Origin of the sequence: Staphylococcus sp. HMSC072B07 (genome assembly GCF_001815505.1) — a bacterium.
Lineage (GTDB): Bacteria > Bacillota > Bacilli > Staphylococcales > Staphylococcaceae > Staphylococcus > Staphylococcus simulans.
Genome location: NZ_KV820919.1, coordinates 12,588 through 35,235, shown reverse-complemented (window position 1 = coordinate 35,235; position 22,648 = coordinate 12,588). Strand labels below are relative to the sequence as shown.

Sequence of the window (22,648 nt, the reverse complement as noted above, 5' to 3'; positions counted from 1 at the left end):
AGAAGTCAGAACATTTATGTCCCGACCCCCACCACATTAAAACCTTTTTTAAAGCAACTGTGTACTTTAAGTTCTGTTGTATGATTCAAGATTCTGCTTGCACTTGCGCCAATGGCTTGTGCTGTGAGAATCATCCATTAAATCCTAATTTTTCAGCATAAGCTGTGATTGCTTTTTCGAAGCATTCGATTGGTGGATGCACTGTACCTGCACCAATTTGACCGAAGCCGGCAATTTTGTGTGCGATACCTGTGTTAATCACTGGTGTAATACCTTTTTCAACTACTAAGCGTGCATCGATACCTAAGCAAGCACCTTTGAAGTCCCAAGTCGGGATAGAGAAGTTAGGGTTCTCACCAATACAAATTTCAGTCATTTCGTCTGAAGTTGCTAAGGCATCTGCAAAGCCGCCGCTACCTACGAAACGTGTAACTGCAGGTGCTGCGATCATTGCCATACCGCCGACACCGATTGTTTCAGTGATTGCTGAGTCACCGATATCAGGGTTAGCATCGTCTGATGAATAACCTGTGAAATATAAACCTTGTGGTGTATTTACAGGTGCTGTGAACCATTCGTCACCCATACCAGCGATACGGATACCGAAGTTTTCACCGTTACGGCACATTGCTGTAACGATTGTACCGTGTTGAATTTCACGAGCTGCGTCCATCATTGCTTTACCTGTTGCCATCGCAACGTTTAAGAAGAATTGGTCAGTGTCTGCTAAGAACTGAATAACTTCTGTACGTTTTTCTGGTTCAACATCTTCTAATTCAGAGATGATTGGCGCAACTTCTTTTAAGAATGCAAGTGAAGCTGCAATGTTACGTTGGTGGAATTCGTCTCCCATTGCGATTGCTTTCGCAATTAAAACGTTAACGTTTAAGCCGTCTTCCATTTGACGAACAGCTTTACCTAATACTGGACCTAATACGTCTTTCATCCAGTGTAGACGGTTAACAACTGTTTCATTGTAAGCACCGAAACGTAATACTGCGCCGATACCTTCGTTCATTTGGCAATAAGCTTCGTTGCCGCTTTCTCTGTTTTCAACAACCAATACAGGCATGTTCATTGAAGTGATACCGCCCATTGGTCCTACTGCATTCACGTGATGACAAGGAATGAATTCGATTTTATCGTTTTCTAGTAATTCACGTGCAGCATCTTCATCATTTGCCCATTCTTCGAATAAGATTGCACCGATACATGCACCTTTCATTGGATCAGTCATGTTTTCATATTTAATCGGTGGACCTGCATGTAGTAAAACATGCTCTTTCAATTCAGGAATTTTATCTTTCGCAGGTACCACGTCAACTAGGAATGGTGCTGCTGCGATCATTTTATCTATGACAGCTTGGTTTGCTTCATCAATTGTTTGGTAACCCATTATACAGACTCTCCTTCATAGTTGTTTAAGAATTGTAATACTTTCATTAGTTTTTCGTCTCCGCCAGCAACTGGTCTCCAGTTGAATTGCACAACGTCTGCGCCGCTTTCATCAATTGCAGTCGCAAAGCTTTTTAGTCCAACGTTGATAACGCTTGGAGTTGTGTTGATTAATTGAAGAATCTTATCGTCTACAGATAAGTCAACTGAAGTTGCGTCGAATGACTCTTCTTTCAATTCTGGTTGTTCAGCTTTATGACCTGTTAATTCGATTGCTGAACGTACCATTTGATCGTTTGTTTCGCAGATTTGTGCACCTGCTTCTTCTAATGTTTTGATTTGTTGTTCATAGTTTTGTGGATCGTGTTCTGTACCAACAACAGTTGCTAATACAGCAATGTCACGACCATTTGCTTTTGCTTCGCTGATGATATCTTCGATAGCTGGTGCTAATTGACCTGCCATATCATCATGGCTGCCGTAACCGATTACGTTATCTAACATGATTACTGCAGTGTTTTCATCATTTGCAGCTTCTTGTAATTTTTCGATACGTTTACCTGGGTCGATCATTGGGTGAGGACGACCTTGTGTATACATGTCATCACCTAAGTCAATGATTTCATGGTTGCCAGCTTTGTAAGTGAAACCTTCTGTAGTTTCATCTTTTAAGCCGTCGAACGCATCTTTTACAAGCATTGCTGCTTCGCTTGCTAATGTACCACCTGAGTAGTAACCTTTGATGCCGTCTTGGCCATCTTTCAATGTTGCTTTGATTTCTTTTGTTGCTGGTTTGAATTCAGGTTTTTCACCATTAGAAAGTTGAACTGATACGCGTGCAGCTTCTTCTAACGTATATGCATGGTAAATGTTTGCTTCAGTGTATTCTGGTTTGTGACCTAAGAATAATGTCACAACTGGTTTGTCGATATTACGAAGCAAGTTCAATACTTTTTCTTCTACTTCTTTAGCTGGTGGTTTTGAAACAACTGTAATGACTTTAACAGCTGGATCTTGTGCTAACGCTTTGATACTGTCCATCATTGTAATTGCGCCGACTTCTGTTGATAAGTCACGGCCGCCTGTACCGATTGCGTTAGTTACACCTTTACCTTCACGGTCAACAATTGTAGTGACCTCTTGGATACCAGTACCTGAAGCACCTACGATACCAATGTCACCTTTGTTAACGATGTTAGTGAAAGCTAATGGTAATGAATGGATAATACCTGTACCACAGTCAGGACCCATTACAAGTAAACCTTTGTCATGTGCCATTTCTTTCAAACGTACTTCATCATCTTTAGGTACGTTGTCACTGAACATGAATACATGCAAGTTGTTTCTTAATGCAGTTTCAGCTTCCATAGCCGCATATTGACCAGGCACTGAAATTAACGCAAGGTTAGGGTTAGTAGCTTTATCTAACGCTTGGTTCCAGTTAGAAACTTCTTGTGTTGATTCAGCTTTATCGTCTTCCGCTTTACCTTTTAATTCATCTTCAACTTGTTGATTCACTTCATCAACCATTGATTCATCATCTGTATCGATCATGATAACAATGTCATTTGGTTTTGCTTCATCTAGTTCAGGTGAATCGAAGCCTGAAGCTCTGAAGATGTCTTTGTTTGCGGGTGTACCCATCATAATTGATACTTTATTAACGCCGTCCATTGCTGATAATTTGTTTGATAACAACATCAATACAATAGAGTCTTGATACGTATTCTCTTTAATGATTGTATATAACATAATAGTCCTCCATTATTATTCTGCAAATCTGTTTTTACCGTGATAACGGTCATAATGCACATCATCTGACTTCAAGTAGTCATAGATGTCATCTACAATTTCAATACCATCTTTGTCATAGCGTTCACTACGTAAACGTCCACGTTCACCTGGGTAGTAAACTTCGCCATAACCTTTCGCAGCTGGTTGTGCTTTCAACTCATCAATCATTGTTGAAAGTTGTTGTTTGAACTGTTTAGGGTCAGTGAAGTAAGCCGGGTTAATTACAACGTGTAATTGGCCTAAATCTCTGCCTTTTGTTAAATCTTTGTACATAGATGACACGTGGCCGCCAAATGGTAAACCAAGCAAGCTACCTGATAAAATGTCTACCATCATCATCAAGCCGTAACCTTTAGGTCCTGCAACAGGTACTAAAGCGTGTACTGCTCTTGAATCTGTAGTAGGTTCACCGTTTTCATCTACTGCCCATGTATCTGGGATAGATTGGCCTTTTGAACGTGCATCTAACACTTTGCCCCATGCTTGTACAGTTGTTGCCATATCAAATGTGATCACACGATCATCATTTGTCGGCGCACTGAAAGCGATCGGGTTCGTACCGAAATATGGTTCAGTGCCGCCGAATGGTACAACCATTGGGTCAGATTGACACATACTGATGCCGACCATATCTTGGTCTGCTGCCATTTCAACGAAATAGCCTAACGCACCACTGTGGCTGATGTTTTTCACACCCACAACTGCGATACCATTTTCTTTCGCCATTTCAATCGCTTTGTCCATAGCTTGTTTTGCTGCTTGGTGTCCTGGGCCATTGTCGCCGTGGAACACTGCAGAAGATGGACCTGTTTTTTCAAACTCGTAATTCGGATGAGCATTAATACCACCCTTGGCAATACGCTCTGCGTAATATTCAACACGTACTGCACCATGAGAATGAATCCCGCGATGGTCTGCGAATGTTAAAACATCTGAGACGTCAGCAGCTGCATCTTCTTGCAAACCTGCTTTCATCAATTTATTTTTCATTAACTCATAAAGTTCTTTTTTTGTAACACGCATCACTAAAACCCTCCTGACTTTTTTGAAGATTCTTGCAATTTATTAGTCTGCAAAACTAAATAAAGAGCGGTGCCGGTGCAATGACCAGCACCGCTCATTCAATTGAATTAGTAAACTTGTTCTGACTTCATGTAATCATAGATAGATTGTGGAATTGGAATACCTGTTTCGTCGTATTTTGCTTCCACATCTTCTTGAATTTCACCTGGATAGTAGACTTGGTCAAAGCCTTTTGCAGGATCGATGTCATGAAGTTCTTGAACCATTTGTTCCATTTGTGATAAGAATTGTTCCTCGTCACCGAAGTAACTTGGATTGATTACTAAATGGAATTGGCCCAGACGACGGTACGCACTGTAATCTTCATACATTGAAGACACATGCTGACCAAATGGTAAGCCAAGCAAGCTGCCTGATAGAATATCTACCATCATCATCAAGCCGTAACCTTTCGGTCCAGCTGCAGGCAACAATGCACTGACTTTATAAGGGTCTGTCGTCGGTTCACCTTTATCATCCACTGCCCAAGTATCTGGGATTGAATGATATTTTGAACGTGCGTCTAAGATTTTACCCCACGCTTGTACAGTTGTAGCCATATCAAAGACAATAGGCTTGCCGTCTTTACGAGGTGCACCAAATGCAATCGGGTTCGTACCGAAGTAAGGTTTTGTTCCTCCGAACGGTACAACCATCGGATCTGATTGGCAGACACTTAATGACACTAAACCATGTTTACCAGCCATTTGTGTGTAGTAACCAATCGCACCGCTGTGTCCCATTTCTTTGACACCTACTGCAGCAATACCGTTTTCTTTCGCCATTTGAATCGCTTCTTCCATCGCATGGTAAGCTGCGTAATGACCCACTGTATTATCTGCGTGATAAATACCTGTAGATTTGCCTGTTTTTTCAAATTTAATTTCTGGTTCTAAGTTGAATCCGCCTTTTGCTGTACGTTCTGCATAGTAGCGCAAGCGCACGGCACCATGTGAATGGATACCACGTGCGTCTGCGAATACCATCAGCTCAGCGACTTTGTCTGCATACTTGTCAGGCATGCCTGCAAGCATAAGCTTTTCTTTAAATAATTGGCGTAACTCATCATAGCCAACATAAACTAAATTCTCTTCACTCATGATTTAGAAACCCTCTCTTATAGTTCGATGTCACGGTTAGCATCTTTAGAGTAGATATATGCGAATGGTTCTTCTAAGCCGATAGCATAAGTTGCTTGTGGAGCATAAGCACCCATGAAGATATAGTCACCTTTGTCTACTGGTAACCATTCGTTGTCTAGGTTGTACATACCGCGACCGCTTAATACGTAAGCACCGTGTTCTTGTACGTGTGTTTCAACATAACCATGTGAAGCACCTGGTTCGAATGATAAGATGTGAATATTCATGTCATATGCGATATCTTTTGGTAATAAGTCTTGAACTAATACTTCTTTCATACCTTCATATGGTTCTGCTTTAAGGTCATTAACATTGCCTGTCACAACTTCTGGTTTGTGACCTTCAAGTGGTTGGTAACGTTTTTTGTATAAGAATACGCGGCTGTCTTCGTTATTGTTGTTGTTTTCGAATTTCATCACTTGATCAGCTGGTACGTATAAGTAACCACCTTGTGATAATTCGTATTTTTCATCGCCAGCATACGCATTGATGTTTCCGTATACAACATAGATGAATGTTTGGATACCGTCTCCGCCGAAGCCTTGAGTGTTGCCGCCTTGGTCTTTCAATGTAACTAGGTAGTCAACGAAACGTGCACCTAAACGTGGTGAACCTAAAATAGTAACGTCGCAATCTTCGAATCCTGGTACTACGTTATTTACTAAACCGTCTGGAACGATAACTGCGTAATTGTCTTTTTTGATAACTGCTCTTGTTTCTAATAAACCTTCTCTATAACCTTGATTGTGATTTAAGTAACCCATTATTAAAAACTCCTTTACATTAATTATTCTTTGTAAGCTAATTCATATAAAACGTCTTTTAATACTTCGATTCCTTTTACTAAGTCTTCGATGTTTGTTTCTTCTTCAACGTTATGACTGATGCCATTGATAGATGGCGTGAACAACATTGCTGTCGGAACAAATTTCGCAAAGATTTGCGAATCGTGTCCGGCACCTGATGCCATGACTTTATATTGTTCTTTACCCACTATTTGGTCAGCTGATTTTTCGATTCTATCTACTAAACCTTTGTCCATTAATACTGGGGCTTCGTCCATCCATAAATCAATATCGTACTCTAAGCCTTCTGACTCAGATACTGATTTGATTGTTTCTGTGATTTCGTCAGCGAATTGATTCAATGCGTCTTGGTCAATATGACGTGTATCAATACTGAAGACAATTTCACCTGGAACTACGTTAACTGTGTTCGGTACAGGATCAACACGGCCGAAAGTCAGTACTAACGGATCGCCGATTTCTCTAGCGCGTTGTGTTAATTTAGAAGCAATCTCACTAAATCCTACAACTGCGTCTTTTCTTAAGCCCATCGGTGTTGTACCTGCGTGGTTCGCTTCACCTTTTAATGTAACTGTGTAACGTTTTTGGCCGACAATCCCATTCACTACACCAATTGCTTTGTTTTCAGTTTCAAGCACTTTCCCCTGCTCGATATGCACTTCAACAAAGGCTTTGATGTCATCGTGGTTTTGGTCTTGTTTTCTGTAGTCAAAGCCAGAGTCTCTCATCGCATCTTCAAAACGCACACCTTCTGCGTCTGCAATCTCTTCAACTTCTGATTTGTCTACAAGATTGAAGTAGTTTTTACTGCCCCAGAATGCGAATGGGAAACGGCTGCCTTCTTCTTCAGCTAAGGCAAGGACTTCTAGAGAACGAAGCGGTTGGCCGTGTTCTTCTTTAAGTGCCTTCATTGCTGTCACAGCAGCTAAGATTCCGTATTGACCGTCTAAATGACCGCCTTCAACGACTGTGTCAATATGAGAACCTGAAACAATTTTTTCATCTGGATATTTACTGCCTTCTAAACGACCTGTTAAGTTGCCGATGTCGTCGAAAGTTGCGTCAAATCCAGCTGATTCTAATGTTTCTTTTAAAGCATGCACGGCTTGCTGCCATTCATCTGAATAAAGCAAGCGTGTAATTCCTCCGCCAATCAAACCGTCATATGCGGTAAACTGCTTATCTAAAGCTTCAAAAGAGGAACGGATGTTCATATTCAACAACTCCTTTTCATCTCATCATCTATTATAAATGTTTACTTTTGTTACTACATCCACAATTCCGACAATTAACATCCTCGTATTTATTCATTTTGTACAAATACGATAGATATAAGATTTGCGATAATTATTTTGGGTAAATATGAACAATTTAAAGCAATCTAACATAACCAAAGGAGGTTCTTTTGTTGTCAGAAACAAAACACATCACAACCCAAGGCCAATTTCAGTTAACGCAACTCATTACACCCGCTCAAAATGAACCTAAAGGTATCATTCTTTACTTTCATGGTGGCGGCTTAATTTTCGGTCAACCTGATGATTTACCACAGGCCTACGTTGATTTGTTAACTGAAGATTTCACAATAATTTCAGCAGATTATCGTTTAGCACCTGAAAGCAATATCGATACGATTATGAATGATGCATTAACACAATTCGACGATGTCAAAGCTAATCATCCTGACTTGCCGATTTTCTTATTCGGTCGTTCAGCAGGATCATTCTTATCTTTAATCATTGCTTCTAAACGCGATGTCCAAGGTATTCTTGATTTCTATGGTTATAGCCGTTTCCACGTACCGCAATTCTTACGTGCGAATCCACAATACAAAGCCATGTCTCAACAAATCACACCAGAACTGTTAAATAATATGATTCAAACAGAACCTTTAACACAAGGTGATTTACAGACACGTTATCTCATTTACCTTTATGCACGCGGACAAAACGAATGGCTGAAGTTACTAGGCATTCAACAATCTACAGATGCTACCTATAATATTGCGCCTAAAACACTTAAAGCATTTCCACCTACGTTTATTGTGCATGGTAAACAAGATCCAGATGTGCCTTTCGGTGAAGCCCAACATTTAGACCGTAATATTCCAGAAACTAAATTCATCGCTTTCGATAACAAAGATCACGATTTCGATCGCGAAGTGAATGACTTTAATTTAGATATCTACCAACAAGCTAAAACATTCTTATTAAATCTTGTTTAAATGCGACAAAAGACCTCCGAACTGAAATGGTTCGGAGGCCTTTTTTATATTAATGCTGTGATACAGCATGCATACTTATTTGAATTTAACCAAGACTTAGATAAATTCACCACGGAAGTCATTAGAAACACCGTCTTCAAGACTGTAAGTTTCTTCACCGCGTAAAATTGTTTTCGCAACTTGTGCGTTGATTGTACGACCTACATATGGGCTTAGTTTATTGCGGTATTCTAAATCTTCAGCTTGTAATGTGTATGAAGATTCTGGTTTGATGAAGACGAAGTCTGCATCTTTACCAACTGTGATACTACCTTTATTGTCTAAGCCGAAACGTTTTGCAGGTTCAGTCGCAATAATTTCAGCGAAACGTTTAAGTGATAAGTCGCGTTTTTGAACACCTTCGTCGAATAAGATATCCACGTTATTTTGGATACCTGCGATACCGCCCCAAGCTTCAAATGCGTTGTCAGTATCTTTTAAGTCAGGTGTACTTGGTGAGTGGTCAGATGTTACGAAGTTGATGTCACCATTGATAACACGTTCCCACATACCTGGTAAGCGTGATTCTTCACGGATTGGTGGTGAACATTTAACAACTGGACCAATGTCATCTAATTCTTCTTTGTAGAAGTATAGATAGTGTGTACAAGTTTCACATGTTACGTCTACACCTTCTTGTTGTGCTTTAATAACTTCATCCACGCCTTCTTCACATGCAACGTGTACGATGTGTAAACGGCAGCCAGTTTCTTTTGCGAATAAAATCAATTTGCGGATAGGTTCAACTTCTGTGAATACAGGTCTTGAATCTACGTAAGCTGCCAATGATTTTTCGCCGTTTTTATAAGCGATTTCGCCTAAACGGTCTGTAATATCAGCGTTTTCTGCGTGTACAGATAAGATTTTACCTGTTTTCGCAATTTGTTTCATACCTTCGTAAAGTGAATAGTCATCTACGTTTTCGAAGTCGCCATCGATTGAACGGTCACCACAAGTAGCTAAGAACGCTTTGTAAGCCACAACGCCTTCTTCGTCTAATTCTTGGATACCACCATCTAAGTTATAAGGCACTAAACCGCCATAACTTGCAACGTCAGCTGATAATTTGCCTTTACCTGCATCAAATTTTTCTTGGATTGATGCTCTATCAGTTGTTGCTGGTACTTGGTTTAAAGGCATTTCAACGATTGTAGTAACGCCGCCTTTTGCAGCACCTTTCAATCCTGTTTCGTAGCCTTCCCACTCGTCACGGTAGCCGCCGCCTGGTTCTGTAATATGCACGTGTGCATCTACCATACCTGGTGCAACGACTTGTCCTTTTGCATCGATAACTTTTTCTGCGTCACCTAAGTCATGACCAATTGCTGCGATTTTTCCGTCTTTAACAGCTACTTCTACTTCTTGTTCGCCTTCGTCTAAAATGACACGACCATTTTTAATCAATAAATCATATTTCATTAGCTTTCTCTCCTTTATCCTTTCTAAATTTCTTTTCTAACACGTATAAAATGATGTAAGAAATGCCTGCGATGAAAAATCCGATAAACCATGAGAAGTCAGAAATGACTTGGAATTTCGGAATGAAACCTAATAGTGAAACAACAACACCAAGAATTGTAGCCACATAAGCAGAGAAGTTAAATCTTAATCCGCCATGATTTGGATTATTTGTATCAAAATACAATCTCTCGATGTCGACTTTACATCTGTTGATTAAGTAGAAATGTACGATTAATACACCTGCAACCGGTCCTAAAATTGCACCGATCATATTTAAGAAAACGAAAATACTATCTTCATTTTCCATTAATTTCCAAGGCATAATCAGAACACTCACAACAGAAGCTAAAATTACACCACGACGATAGTTAATCAACTTCGGCATCAATACACTTAATTGATATGCTGCTGGAATGATATTACTTGTCGCGTTCGTTGAAATTGTAGTCATCAATAATACACCTGTGGCGATTAAAATCGTCCAGATATTATCCCAGTTATTGATAATTGTTAAGATATTCCATTCTTGGTGACCTAAGAAGATAGAACCACCAATAATGATGAACACACTACTGAATGCGAATAATAAGTGTGCAACAACAATACCTGAAACTTGTCCTACAATTTGTGCACGTGTTGAAACTGCTTTTTGTGTAAAGTCAGAAACACTTGCTCCAGGTCCAGCCCAAACACCCATCATTGAGTTGAAAATTAGGATGAATGATAAAATAGCTGGATAAATAATACCACTTGATTTTGTTGTGATTTCATAATGCATGATGTTGTCCCAGCCGCCGGCAACCATGAAGCCCCAGATTGCCATACCGCCGAATACAATGTAAATTAACGGGTTTAAAACTGCAGTGAATTTATTTAGTGTCTCACCGCCGCCGATACCAATCGCAAAGTTAATAGCCCAGAATACTAAAAATGCGATTAAACCAGGTATCGTGATGCCTAAAATTGTCGTTCCATTACCAAAATGCTCGAACCCCGGGAAGATCTTAATAAGCAAAATGAGTAATGCCTGTGAGCCTGCGAAGGTTTGTAATCCGAACCAACCAATACCCGCAATTACACCACGTAACACACCAGGAAGTTTTGCCCCGATGTCACCATACGTTTGACGTAACTGCATGGCAAATGGAATGCCGTATTTAGAACCAGCATAACCGTTAACCGCAAGTAATGTCGCAATAATAAATGAACTGAAGATCAATGCGAAAATTACTTGTAACGGCGAAAGCCCTAGTAGCAAAAATCCGCCTACGGCAGTATAGTTAGGAATGTTATGGACAGCACCCATCCAAAGGGTGAAGAAGTTGAATGTTGATATATTTCTTTGGCTGTCTGTTTTAGGCATAACATCCTTGTTATAGCCTCTGCGTTCGAAGAAAGCCGCATCATGAATGCCGCTTTGCGCTTGCCCCTGTTTCGTCATTTCTATATCTCCTTTGAGTTGGAATAAATATGACTATACGTATAATCTTTACTTAAAATTTTACAGTTACTGGAAGCGTTTTTCTTTGTGCAGTTTGACAGTAATTTTTTATAAAATTATCGATTTCGAACAAATTCTGCCATTTCATGTTAAAATTTATTTCAGTAGATGCGTTACAATAACAAGAGCATATAGTATTCAAAAACTTATAATGACGATTACATAGAGTGTTTGAAGGCGTTTAAATACTACTCATTTAAATAAACATATAGAATTAATAAGTAAATTCACTTGTATAAAGAGAAACCATTGTAATAACATCTGAAATTCAACATACCAACTTTAAGGAAGGTGATTAAATGCCGACGTTGCAAAACATACTCGCTGCTCCGAGCTTTGCCGGGTTGAAACTCATTAACGAAAATGGGGATTTAAAAAGAGAAGTTCGCCACTTAGACATCACAGAAAATATTGATATTAAAGACTACACTGCTAAAGAGTCATTTATACTCACGACGGGGTTATTATTTCGGGATAATCAAGCAGGCTTGAAACAAATGATTAAAGAATTAAATGATATTGATACCGCGGGGTTAGGTATTAAAACGTCTCGTTATTTAAAACATATCAATCAAGAAGTGATTGATTACGCAAACGAATTAGAATTTCCATTGATAGAAATCTCTGAAGAGTGGAATTTAGGGGAAATCACAAGACAAATTTCAACTTATATTTCAGATGAACAAACAGCTAAATTAAACTACGCTTTGAATATTCAAGAAGAACTGAACGATATGCTGATTAAAGGTTTCGGTGTCGAAACAATGATAGAAAGAATGAGCCGTATTTTAGGCGTACCCGTTCTGTTATTCAATCCATTCTATATGGTTGATTCTCAAAGCTGGCATTACCAACAGAATAATTTGTTGAAACAACAACATATCCGTTACTTTTTAGAATACTTACGTTCAGAAAACGCTAATACAATTACTCGCAATCAAACGAAGTTCACTAATGACGTGGCGATTTTCAAAGTACAAGCCTATGCTTATTTCCCATATTATTTAATGGTGTCAGATATCAATAAGCTGTCTTATCCTTTCAGTTTATTAACGATTGAACAAATTGTCTCAACATTGAGCTTTGCGATATATAAAAATAAAAAGATTGAAGAAGCTGAACACTCAGATATCAATCGTTTCTTTGAATCCCTGATTACGAATCGTTCTGATCAATCTTTATCTGTTCATAATCATCCGATTTTATTTGAACAATACGGTATTTACCCTTCCGATTATTATCAAGTCATTATCTGTGCCATTGACCCAATGGATAATTTAGAAAACAGTCAATACGTTGAAGAGCGTTATCAATTCGTTTACACATGGCTCATACACAAACTCACAGATTTAGATTCACGTATCAGTGTTTACAGTATGCCAAGTAATCGCAGATTTGCGATTTTACTACAATCTAAACATGAGTATTATTTAAATTACTTAAAACATATTCAACAAGAATACCATGAGTTCTTCGACAGCAGTATTTCATTCGGGATTGGTAATAGAGTCACAGAATTCTCTCAATTATCAACGTCCTTTATGGAAGCGAACGAAGCTTATGAAAGCGGCTTAGATAAAGCACGTAAAGCATTCATGAACTTCTATCAATCAAAGAGTATGAAAGAACTCTTACAGCTGTTGCCACCAAGTAAATTGAAACCTTTCATTCAACATACTTTAGGTGACCTAGCCTATCCTAAAACGAAAAAGGATGAAGAGTTAAAAGATACGCTTAAAATGTACATGGATTATCAATGTGATATTACCAAAACTGCGAAGAAAATGTTCATTCACCGTAACACTGTAAAATATCGAATTAAAAATTGTGAAGAAATATTAGGTTGCACGGTTGAAGATCCGTTCAACTCACTAAATATCCGTCTCGCATTATATGCATCAGAAGAAATACTCTTCGATCAATAATAACGTTATAACTATCTATCAATCATTAATCAAACAGGGGGAGCTCCATGAATTTAGATACTGTCATGTCTCATTTAGACACTTTTAATAACTATGGTTTTAATACAGAAACAGGCGGCACAAACCGCATTGCCTTTCGTCACGCTGAACGCTTAGCCGCATTGAAATTCTCAATGTTGTGCCAAGAAGCGGGATTAGATGTCCGCTTCGACTACTTCGGCAACGTCATCGCAAGAAGAGAAGGTAAGCAACCTAACTTACCGCCTGTCATGATTGGATCACATATCGATACCGTAAAAGATGGCGGACGTTACGACGGCTTACTTGGTGTTGTAGCTGCATTACAACTTATGCTGCATTTAAACGAACACCAAATTGAAACAGATCATCCGATTGAAATCGTCGCATTTACAGCAGAAGAATCTGCACGTTTCAACACTGCGACACTCGGCAGTAAATACATTACAGGCAACTTGTCTCAAGACGATATGAAAGAAATTAAAGATAATGAAGGCAAAACGCTATTCCAATTGGTCGACACTTTAAAACAAAGCTTGCCTTCAGAACAAGATTTCTATCATCAAGGAGATTTAAAGGCCTTCTTAGAACTGCATATCGAACAAGGACCTATCTTACAAAACAAACACAAAGACATTGGGATTGTGACACATATCGCAGCACCTCACCGTTTTAAAGTTAAATTAACAGGTGAAACAAGTCATTCCGGATCAACACCTATGCCAATGCGTTATGACGCTTTAACTGCCGCATCAGAAATCATCTTACAAGTTGAAGCCATCGCACAACATTACCATAAAGCAGGTGTCGTTGCGACAGTCGGTCATTTAGATGCCTTCCCTAATATCATGAATGCTATCCCTGGCGATGTAACATTATTTATTGATATTCGAGGTAAAGAATTAGAATCACGTGAACAAGTTGCGACTGAGGTACAACAAGCCATTTCAGAGATTACAAAACGTCGTAATATACAAGCTGAGGTTAAAGACTTAGGACAAGATATGCCTGTGGGTCTGAATGCAGAAATTGCCCAAATTACTAAACAAGTGTGCGAACAACATGACTACAGTTACCGTTTCATGTTCAGCGGTGCCGGTCATGATTCCATGAACATGGCATTAATCTGCCCTACCAGCATGTTATTCATTCCATGTAAAGACGGTATCAGCCACTCACCTAAAGAGTCTGTTGAACCAGAAGAAATTGAAAAAGGTATTCAAACACTTATCGATACAGTGATTGAAGTGGCAAAAGCAGACGTCAAACTACAATAAAAACACCAAACTGAATATTAAACAGTTAAAACAAACCCGAGAGAAAAATTCATGTTTCCTCTCGGGTTTTATGTATAATAAAATAATAAATAGCAAACAACTTTCCATCTCCATCAGAAGTCAGTCATAATTACATAACTATAAGAGGAGCACACAACATCTATGAATATTGGAAAACAACTCGTCCGCTTAAGTCAATTACACGGTTATAGTTACAAAGCTTTAGCTAAACACTTAAATATAAGTGAATACCAATTAAGACAATGCGAGAATAAGCATGCACCTTTTGATTTCAATCTGACTTTAACTTTAAGTCAATTTTTCAAAGTAAGAACCAGTTATCTAACAGCCGAACATACAGTCTTTTCTAGAACCAATACAGTACAACGCGGCCATGTTTCTATAAGCAACTATAACTTTCATACACACACCCAGCAATTTTACCAATCCATATATCTAGCGAACTTTGTAGAATTCCAATCAAGATTCGTCAAATCACCTTTTAAACAGATTTTAGACATCACGGCTGAAATAGAGCTTCTTTACGATCAAGCTAATAGCCAAATCGATTTTATTAAAAACGCTGCTGAAAAAGCACGCACATTACTTATAAAAGAACCGTCGAACCTAAGGTTGCTATTCATGTTAGAAAAAGCAGGTTTATGTATATGCGAGTCAAATATCAATAACGAAGCGAAACCTTTCAGTTTTTGGTCTGAAAAAGGTATGCCTTATATTGTTCTAAACCACAACAATGATTTTGCGGTAAAAAGCGTGTTTGATGTTGCGCATGAATTAGGTCATTTACTGTTACATAAGCATATTCAATTTGATTTACTCACGTATAAAGAATTTCAAGATATAGAACGTGAAGCAAATATCTTCGCCGCTTCATTCCTATTGCCTGAACAAGCATTTAAGGAAGACATGAAGAAGGTATCTAACTTGTCTAATCCAGATGATTACACACCATTAAAACAGAAGTGGTATGTATCTATCAAAGCCATGGGTCAGCGTGCTTATGAGTTAGGATTACTCACATTTGAAGAATATATTGCTTTTTGTCATGCGATTCATGAAAAGCAATATGAAGCGGTTGAACCTTTAGATGATACACTGGCTCGCAGACATCCAATTAAAATAACCGCTCATTTAGAATACATGTTTGTAAGAAAACTCATTACACCGCAAAAATTGTTAGACATCTTAAAAGTAGAACCTGAATTTTTAACACAGTTAGCCAATATCAATCAAAGCTTATTTGATAAATTCACTAAAAAAGAACCTAAAGAAATTTTAAAATACGATTTCATAGACACTACTGATGACCGTTAAAAACCATTAAATATTTTCCATACAAATAACCAGTACGAGTTCTTCGCACTGGTTATTTTGTATTTACACATTTATAATTTCGAAACCATTTTATCCCTATTAAATGACTTCACAAGTAATAAGAATATAATGATGTCTAAGATAATTAACACGAAACCTGCGATTAAGATGATTTGATAACCTAACAGCATAATACCTGAAGCTTGAGAAATGATTAAACCGATAATCGGTACAACTAAGAATAACGCAACACTTTGAGCTGACTTCATACTCTTTGCCTTATTCGCAACCATCATCACGAGACATATCGAAAGAAAAGTCATTGATGGTATAATCAACAGAATTAAAGAGAGCCATGCTCCATTAGGAAAAATTAATTGAAGGAATTGTTTCCAACCAAATAAATTCACTGTTATACCATAGAGTACAATGGCGCCATATGTGATGACGATGGAAGGTATAAAAGATGCGATAACTTTTCCTAACAACATTTATTTATCTGATAATGGTGTATACAACAATCCCTCTAACGTTTTGTGTTCTTTTTCTCCCACAAAGCTATAACTCGCAGAAGCATTTGAAATAATGACAGGCATCAAAAGAAAGAGTGGCATTAAGAAATACATCAATACTATATAAATTAAAATATGTTCAGGCGATGCATGAACAGGTAAATCAAGTGTATTTAACTGGTGAATCGATTTTTCAAATTCACTCGGCAAATTAACTAAATCAACTTTCGTACTGAAAATAATCAAGATATTCGGCAGTATGACGCTGAAAAAGACAGCGATGAAAAGCATAGGATATAACGTCGACTTATCATACATCATTTCTAACAATTCTTTTTTAACCAATGCTTTGATACGATGTGTATTCATCTTATAAACCACCTACTTTTTTCTCATAGAGTTCTTGTAACGCATGTTGATATTGTGTAACTTCATAAACCTTTATATTTTCTTTTACTAAAACAGTAATAACTTCAGAAATGTCCTTATATGCATCCACTTTCACAATCAATTGATCATCTCTAACATCATAGAAAGAAACTAGATCAATAGATGCTTGACTTAAAAGACGTTCTGCTTCTTGAATATCTGACACTTTTAAATGAAATTCATGTCCTGGCCATTCTGTTTGTATCAATTGTGATACTGTCCCTTGCGCAATAAATGTTCCTTTTTTCATAATGAAAATATTATCCGCAATTTTTTCTAAACCTTGAAGTTGGTGCGTACACATTAAAATGGTAGTTCCTTGCTTTTTAGCCATCTGTTTAAGTAATTCAATAAAGCGTTCTGAAGCAATAGGATCCAACCCTGAAGTTGGTTCATCTAATATTAATAATTTAGGGTTTGTCATCATCGCTCGAATTAACAATACCTTTTGTTTCATACCTTTACTTAAAGCACCTGCTTTGGCTTGCATATGTGCTTCAATATCAAACACTTTTAATAAATAAGTACTGTTTTGATTAAAATCAGTTGTATCTAAACCATACAACTGCGCCCAAAACTTTAAATTTTGAGCAACAGTTAAATTTTCATATAAAGCCCCATCATTTTGGACAGCCATAGCTTGTCGTACTTCATTGAAGTGCGGTTGGTCTAAAGTTTGATTAAATAAGGTGACCGCACCTTTATCCGGTTTCAACAAACCGGTCATCAATTTTATGGTTGTTGTTTTACCGGAACCATTCGGACCAAGTATCGCATGAATTTTTCCTGTTTCTAACTCAAACGAAATATCCTTTATAACTTCCACATCTCCAAAACTTTTAGATAAATGTTCAACTTTCGCAATCATGATGATCTTCCTCTCTTCAAATCAACTTATTGTTATCCGCTACCTCAATACAATAATGCGTTTCACCGCAATTTGGACATGTGAGTTTGCGCGTTTTGAAAGTATGATTAGCGAAAATCATGTGACTTAATTTAGGTTTGAAGACTGTTTGGCAATTTGGACAAACGTAACTGACATTTTGGTAGTAATACGCTGTTAACCCTGCCGCAACAAGCACTCTGAATGGAATGGCTTTCGCCCAAATTTTCCAATCTTTTTTAGTTAGTGCACGTACTAAAGCACTAACTTGATAACTACCAACAGCAATACCAGTTATTAACATATTACGACGAATCTGACTCATTTGGTCCATACGTGATGATAATTGTTCAAAATGATGCGCATTATCTAGTAAACCTGTGCTGTCATCTCCTACAAGCTCATCTAACTTTTGAAGACGTTCTAATTTTTGTTTCGTTTGAGTTAAAACTTTTTCTAATTCAACTTCTTTCTTTTTCAACAAAACTTTTAATGTCGCTGTATCTTCTGATTCATTTAATATATGATGAATCTCTTGAAGCGAAACGCCCATGCTTTTTAATAAAACAATACTTTCTAATTGTGTTTTATCTGCTTCACTGTATACTCTGCGATTATGTTCAACACGACTTGGTTTCAGCAATCCTTTTTGGTCATAATATTGGACTGTTCTGACAGATACTTCACAAGCTTTGGCTAATTCACCTGTTGAATATTCCATTTAAACTTCCTCCTTGCCTCTTTAATTTCTCTACACTCTTAGCTTACGCTATAACGTTGCGTTACTAGCAAGCACTTTATTATTAAATTAGTGTAAAGTCAGACTGCCGTATGTCTTATAAACATTGTCATGACAGCGTTTTATCCCTTTACATAATTTTAATAGTTTAACATGTCTTTTGTCTTTCAACTTTTAAAGTATAATGCTACACTTTAGACGTATACATATTAAAATAGATATAAGACATTAATTTTCTAACAAGGAAGGTACTTATTATGAAAGTATTGATTACAGGGGGCGCTGGTTTTATCGGTTCGCACATCGCAGAGAAATTTAACAACGAAGGTGGAGAAGTGTTTGTCGTAGATAACCTCTCTACAGGTAAACGAGACAATATTCCTTTTATAGATGAAGATCATTTTTATCAAAATGACGTGAAAGACTTTGAATTACTCGAAGAACTTGTGAAAGTGCATCAATTCGATTACGTCTTTCATTTAGCTGCAATGGTCAGTGTCGTAGAAACTGTGGGCAAACCAGTTGAATCTAATGGGGACAATATTGATTCAACGATTCATTTATTAGAAGCAAACCGTCAACATAACCCGAATTTGAAAAAATTCTTATTTGCTTCATCTGCCGCAATTTATGGTGATTTGCCAGATTTACCAAAATCAACAGATTCCAAAATTAATCCTTTATCACCTTATGCAGTACAAAAATTCGCAAGTGAACAGTATACAAAGATTTATCATTCACTCTATAACTTGCCGACTGTTTCTTTACGTTTCTTCAACGTTTATGGTCCAAGACAAAATCCAGAGTCAGACTACTCAGGGGTATTATCAATTTTAAATCAAAAATTCTTAAACAAAGATGACTTCACTTTCTTTGGTGACGGCAAACAAACACGTGACTTTATTTACATCAAAGATTTACTTCAAGCAATTTGGATTGTGTTAGAAAAAGAAGAAACAAACGGAAAGATTTATAATGCGGGTACTGGAGAAGAAACAGATTTATTAACTGTTTTCAAAGCCTTTTCTGACTACTTCGGTTATGAGGTTCATTATTCATTTGAAGATGAACGTGCAGGTGACATTAAATATTCTCGTTCAGATGTGACACCGTTAAAAGCATTAGGTTATCAACCTGAATATCCTGTATCTAAAGGTATTGCGGAGTATCTAGAATATAATAAAAATTAACTTTAAAATAAAAAAATTCCCAAGCGGCAATCGTTCGCTTGGGAATTTTAGCATTTCAATTCATTAGGGTACTTATAAGAAATCAACTTCTATTCTGTATATTACTATGACTTTCTTATTTTAAATATGTACAAATTAAACAAAATTATTAAAGCTTATGCACATATTTGTACATCATTGTTTACCGTATTGCTTAATCAATTGATTCATTAATTCTGTCGCAGTTTCATCTTCAGTCGGTTTAAATAACTCGTCTGGTCTTAAGTTAGGATCTTTGTCATTATGGTCTTTTGGCGCAAACCCTGAAGACAATGTTACTTGTTGACTCGGTTTAAATTGGCATTCGTAAACTTTACCGTCATCTGCGAATAAGTATTTTGTGATGGGTTGATTTAAATCTGCCACATTACGATAACCTTCTATATTAGATAAATCTTTCGCTTTCTCATCAAATCCTGTTACACCTTGGTTAGAGTGATAAAATACCACGCCTACTAAATTATGACGTTCAAAAGCTTTAGGGCCTGGTTCATTTTGATTACTGACTTGCAGCTCACCTTTAGGTGTCATCGCATACCAGTCTCCTGTTGAAATTTCCCCTGCTCCAAAATAACGATTAGAAGCTGCTAAACCTTGTTGATTAGCACGTTTGTCTGCCCACTTCATCACTTCTTCTTTTAATTTTGCTTGTTCTTGACTAGATAATTTCTCTTTGTTTATTTTAATGTCTTTAGAACTTGAGGCTGGTTGATTTTGTTGTGTCTGTGCTTTAGCGTCACTTGTCTTTTTCTCTTGTTGATCGCTGCATCCTGTTAATAATAAGCTCAAGCTTGCGACTGCCGCAGTATATGTTAAAAATTTCTTCATTTTGTTGCCTCCTATGTATAAAGGTATAGGACTCGTATGATTTACGAGTCCCTACCTGAGTCAAATGACTTAATTAAAGCTATCAACAGTTATTATTTTTTGTCAGTTTTTGAAATACCGAATTGGTCGATTAACTTAACTGTTCTTTGTTCGCCTTTACTGATGTCACCGTTTAATTGATAGATTTTCACAATCAATTTGTCGCCTTTCACTTCATAAACTGAGAAGTTTTGAGCTGATGAGTCACGGTTATTTTCATGGCTATCGTTAAACGCATCTGTTTTTTGAGGTTGTTCACCTACTGCGAATAAGTTGTTGTATTCTTGACGTTGTGCTTCAGTTAACCAGCTCAATTTCGGACGAATTTTCTTGATATGTTCTAATGGTTTGCTGTAGATATCATCATAAGCTTTTGTACCACCTGTGTTTGGCAACACGTAAACTGAACCTTTTGGATTGTCGTAATATGTGACACCATCTTCACCTTTAACTTGTTTTGCATCTTCAATTTTAGCGTTTACGAAGCTATTTTTTGTTGAAGTATGCTGTAACATTTTAGTTCTAGCGAGTACGTGGTCATGTCCTTGTAATACTAAATCCACATCTAAATCATCGATTTCTTTCGTTAATTCTTCACGTAATTTCTTAATGTCTTCATCTTCTAAGGCATGGTAAGACTTAGAGTACATTGGTTTATGCAAGTTTAAGATAACCCATTTTGAGCCGTTTTCACGTGCTTTTTTGATATCTTGTTTAATCCATTCCATTTGTTTTTTACCAATGGCTTTACCTTCTGGATTATCTTCACCTTTTTTGTTGTCATTTGTATTTGCGACAACCATGTGTGCTCCGTTGTAGTCAAATGAGTAGTATGAACCACCGTTGACTGCGTTATTTGCTTTAGGTACGTTCACGTGACGGTTGAAACGATCTAATAACTTTTTGTTCTTCTCATCGAATGCATATTCATCATGGTTACCTGCTGCTGCTGCAACTGGTAAAGACATGAATGATGGACGAGATTGGTCATAAATGTCATTCCACTCATCTTCAACTTGTGAGTTCTCTACGAAGTCACCTGTATGCAATGCGAAGTTTGGATTACCTGCTGTTTTAATTGCTTCAGCGATTGTGTTTGCACCGAATTTCGCTTCGTTACGTACGTGTTCGTTCCAGTAAGCATTTTGTGTATCCGTATATTGTACGAATTTGAATGGATCACCTGCGTTACCAGATGTTCTGAATGTACCGACTTGGCTTTGTTTGCCTTTTTTACTACCAACTTGGTAGTAGTATGTTGTATTTGGTTTTAAGCCTGTTGCTTGTGCTTTATAGTTATATTCTTTCACGTTCATTAAAGATGCTTTACCGTGTTGATCACCGCTTGTCCATTCTGGACCGCCTGCACCTTTATCTGTGTAATAACCTTTAATTTTTGGTTTGCCATTTTCATCTTTGACTGGCTCACCATTATCATCTTTCTCCACATCAGCGAAAATGAAGTGGCCTGAATGATCTCTTTCTATGTATTGAGAGTCCACTTGTTCTGCTTTAGCTGTGAATGTTTTCGCGTCTTTCATATTCTTTGAAGTTGAGACCCAAACTTGTGGTGCTTCAGCTTTATCTGTTGTAAACCAGTTGAAGCCCATTTCTGTTTTAGTATCACCATTAAAGTTTGTCATAATACGGTTCGGACTGTTTTTCTTTTTAACAGGTGCTACTTTTGGTTTCTTATTTAATAATTTAATACCTTGTTGTTGTTGATGTGCTTGTTGCGCTTGCGGTGCTGCTTGTGGCGCTGGTTGGCCGCTGGCATCTGCTTGTGCTGCCCCTGTTGATAATAAAAGCATTAAACTTGCCATACTTCCTGCTACAATCTTAGTCATCTTGATATTCTTCAATGCGCTACCTCCAAAATAGGTTGAAATTTAAAGGAAGTCCCAAAATTAAAAGACACCGTGATATCTGTCTTCAATAGACCTTTACTTCCTCTCAACACAAATTGTAGCAAGCAATCTTTAAGCTATTATTAAGTTGGTGTTTGGT

Annotated in this window: 19 protein-coding genes; 5 read left to right on the top strand and 14 right to left on the bottom strand. The window is 37.5% G+C overall.

Annotation, left to right across the window (positions count from 1 at the left end):
• Positions 1 to 130: 130 nt before the first annotated feature.
• The 6 genes from HMPREF3031_RS09075 to allC form a co-directional block, all read right to left on the bottom strand.
• The gene (locus tag HMPREF3031_RS09075; protein ID WP_002479896.1) at positions 131 to 1,396 is read right to left on the bottom strand and encodes a YlbE family protein; all 1,266 of its coding nucleotides are present in this window, start codon (positions 1,394 to 1,396) and stop codon (positions 131 to 133) included.
• Entirely contained in the window at positions 1,396 to 3,147 is a 1,752-nt protein-coding gene (locus HMPREF3031_RS09070; protein ID WP_002479897.1) for an acyl-CoA synthetase FdrA, read from the bottom strand. The genes HMPREF3031_RS09075 and HMPREF3031_RS09070 overlap by 1 nt, the downstream gene beginning before the upstream one ends.
• 15 nt (positions 3,148 to 3,162) lie before the next feature.
• Positions 3,163 to 4,212, bottom strand: coding sequence for an ureidoglycolate dehydrogenase (gene allD / locus HMPREF3031_RS09065; protein ID WP_002479898.1), 1,050 nt, complete (start codon positions 4,210 to 4,212; stop codon positions 3,163 to 3,165).
• 107 nt (positions 4,213 to 4,319) lie between these two features.
• Positions 4,320 to 5,351 (bottom strand): ureidoglycolate dehydrogenase, encoded by a 1,032-nt coding sequence (gene allD / locus HMPREF3031_RS09060; protein ID WP_002479899.1) that lies wholly within the window; start codon positions 5,349 to 5,351, stop codon positions 4,320 to 4,322.
• A 17-nt stretch (positions 5,352 to 5,368) separates the two neighbouring features.
• On the bottom strand, positions 5,369 to 6,157 hold the full coding sequence (gene allE / locus HMPREF3031_RS09055; RefSeq protein ID WP_002479900.1) for a (S)-ureidoglycine aminohydrolase: 789 nt from the start codon (positions 6,155 to 6,157) through the stop codon (positions 5,369 to 5,371).
• A 23-nt stretch (positions 6,158 to 6,180) separates the two neighbouring features.
• On the bottom strand, positions 6,181 to 7,413 hold the full coding sequence (gene allC, locus HMPREF3031_RS09050; protein ID WP_070724833.1) for an allantoate deiminase: 1,233 nt from the start codon (positions 7,411 to 7,413) through the stop codon (positions 6,181 to 6,183).
• Positions 7,414 to 7,607: 194 nt separating this feature from the next.
• Between allC and HMPREF3031_RS09045 the strand changes: the two genes are divergently transcribed.
• Positions 7,608 to 8,423, top strand: a complete 816-nt coding sequence (locus HMPREF3031_RS09045; protein WP_037556075.1) for an alpha/beta hydrolase — start codon at positions 7,608 to 7,610, stop codon at positions 8,421 to 8,423.
• Between the two features lie 96 nt (positions 8,424 to 8,519).
• On the opposite strand, the gene allB is transcribed toward HMPREF3031_RS09045, so the two are convergent.
• Both allB and HMPREF3031_RS09035 read right to left on the bottom strand, forming a co-directional pair.
• Complete coding sequence (gene allB, locus HMPREF3031_RS09040) at positions 8,520 to 9,881, bottom strand: allantoinase AllB (RefSeq protein WP_070684322.1); 1,362 nt, start codon at positions 9,879 to 9,881, stop codon at positions 8,520 to 8,522.
• Complete coding sequence (locus tag HMPREF3031_RS09035) at positions 9,871 to 11,364, bottom strand: allantoin permease (RefSeq protein ID WP_002479904.1); 1,494 nt, start codon at positions 11,362 to 11,364, stop codon at positions 9,871 to 9,873. The genes allB and HMPREF3031_RS09035 overlap by 11 nt, the downstream gene beginning before the upstream one ends.
• A 359-nt stretch (positions 11,365 to 11,723) precedes the next feature.
• Between HMPREF3031_RS09035 and HMPREF3031_RS09030 the strand changes: the two genes are divergently transcribed.
• The 3 genes from HMPREF3031_RS09030 (at position 11,724) to HMPREF3031_RS09020 (ending at position 15,979) form a co-directional block, all read left to right on the top strand.
• Positions 11,724 to 13,349 carry a PucR family transcriptional regulator gene (locus tag HMPREF3031_RS09030; protein WP_070684320.1) on the top strand — a complete coding sequence of 542 codons (1,626 nt, stop codon included), beginning with the start codon at positions 11,724 to 11,726 and terminating at the stop codon, positions 13,347 to 13,349.
• 47 nt (positions 13,350 to 13,396) lie between these two features.
• The gene (locus HMPREF3031_RS09025) at positions 13,397 to 14,644 is read left to right on the top strand and encodes a Zn-dependent hydrolase (protein WP_070724831.1); all 1,248 of its coding nucleotides are present in this window, start codon (positions 13,397 to 13,399) and stop codon (positions 14,642 to 14,644) included.
• A gap of 162 nt (positions 14,645 to 14,806) precedes the next feature.
• Positions 14,807 to 15,979, top strand: coding sequence for an ImmA/IrrE family metallo-endopeptidase (locus HMPREF3031_RS09020; RefSeq protein ID WP_002479907.1), 1,173 nt, complete (start codon positions 14,807 to 14,809; stop codon positions 15,977 to 15,979).
• 71 nt (positions 15,980 to 16,050) lie between these two features.
• Here HMPREF3031_RS09020 and HMPREF3031_RS13460 read toward each other — a convergent pair whose 3' ends face one another.
• The 4 genes from HMPREF3031_RS13460 to HMPREF3031_RS09005 form a co-directional block, all read right to left on the bottom strand.
• Positions 16,051 to 16,248 carry a hypothetical protein gene (locus HMPREF3031_RS13460; RefSeq protein WP_051035981.1) on the bottom strand — a complete coding sequence of 66 codons (198 nt, stop codon included), beginning with the start codon at positions 16,246 to 16,248 and terminating at the stop codon, positions 16,051 to 16,053.
• 222 nt (positions 16,249 to 16,470) lie between these two features.
• Positions 16,471 to 16,860, bottom strand: coding sequence for an ABC transporter permease subunit (locus HMPREF3031_RS13010; protein WP_002479909.1), 390 nt, complete (start codon positions 16,858 to 16,860; stop codon positions 16,471 to 16,473).
• Between the two features lies 1 nt (position 16,861).
• Entirely contained in the window at positions 16,862 to 17,788 is a 927-nt protein-coding gene (locus HMPREF3031_RS09010) for an ABC transporter ATP-binding protein (protein WP_002479910.1), read from the bottom strand.
• Between the two features lie 16 nt (positions 17,789 to 17,804).
• On the bottom strand, positions 17,805 to 18,527 hold the full coding sequence (locus HMPREF3031_RS09005; RefSeq protein WP_002479911.1) for a MerR family transcriptional regulator: 723 nt from the start codon (positions 18,525 to 18,527) through the stop codon (positions 17,805 to 17,807).
• 275 nt (positions 18,528 to 18,802) lie between these two features.
• Here HMPREF3031_RS09005 and HMPREF3031_RS09000 point away from each other — a divergent pair, with 275 nt between their 5' ends.
• Complete coding sequence (locus tag HMPREF3031_RS09000) at positions 18,803 to 19,735, top strand: NAD-dependent epimerase/dehydratase family protein (RefSeq protein ID WP_002479912.1); 933 nt, start codon at positions 18,803 to 18,805, stop codon at positions 19,733 to 19,735.
• Between the two features lie 174 nt (positions 19,736 to 19,909).
• On the opposite strand, the gene HMPREF3031_RS08995 is transcribed toward HMPREF3031_RS09000, so the two are convergent.
• A complete protein-coding gene (locus tag HMPREF3031_RS08995) occupies positions 19,910 to 20,602 on the bottom strand; it encodes a putative periplasmic lipoprotein (protein WP_002479913.1) in 693 nt (230 codons plus the stop codon).
• Between the two features lie 92 nt (positions 20,603 to 20,694).
• Positions 20,695 to 22,488: a purple acid phosphatase family protein gene (locus HMPREF3031_RS08990; RefSeq protein ID WP_037556196.1), complete on the bottom strand. Its 1,794-nt coding sequence runs from the start codon at positions 22,486 to 22,488 to the stop codon at positions 20,695 to 20,697.
• Positions 22,489 to 22,648 lie beyond the last annotated feature (160 nt).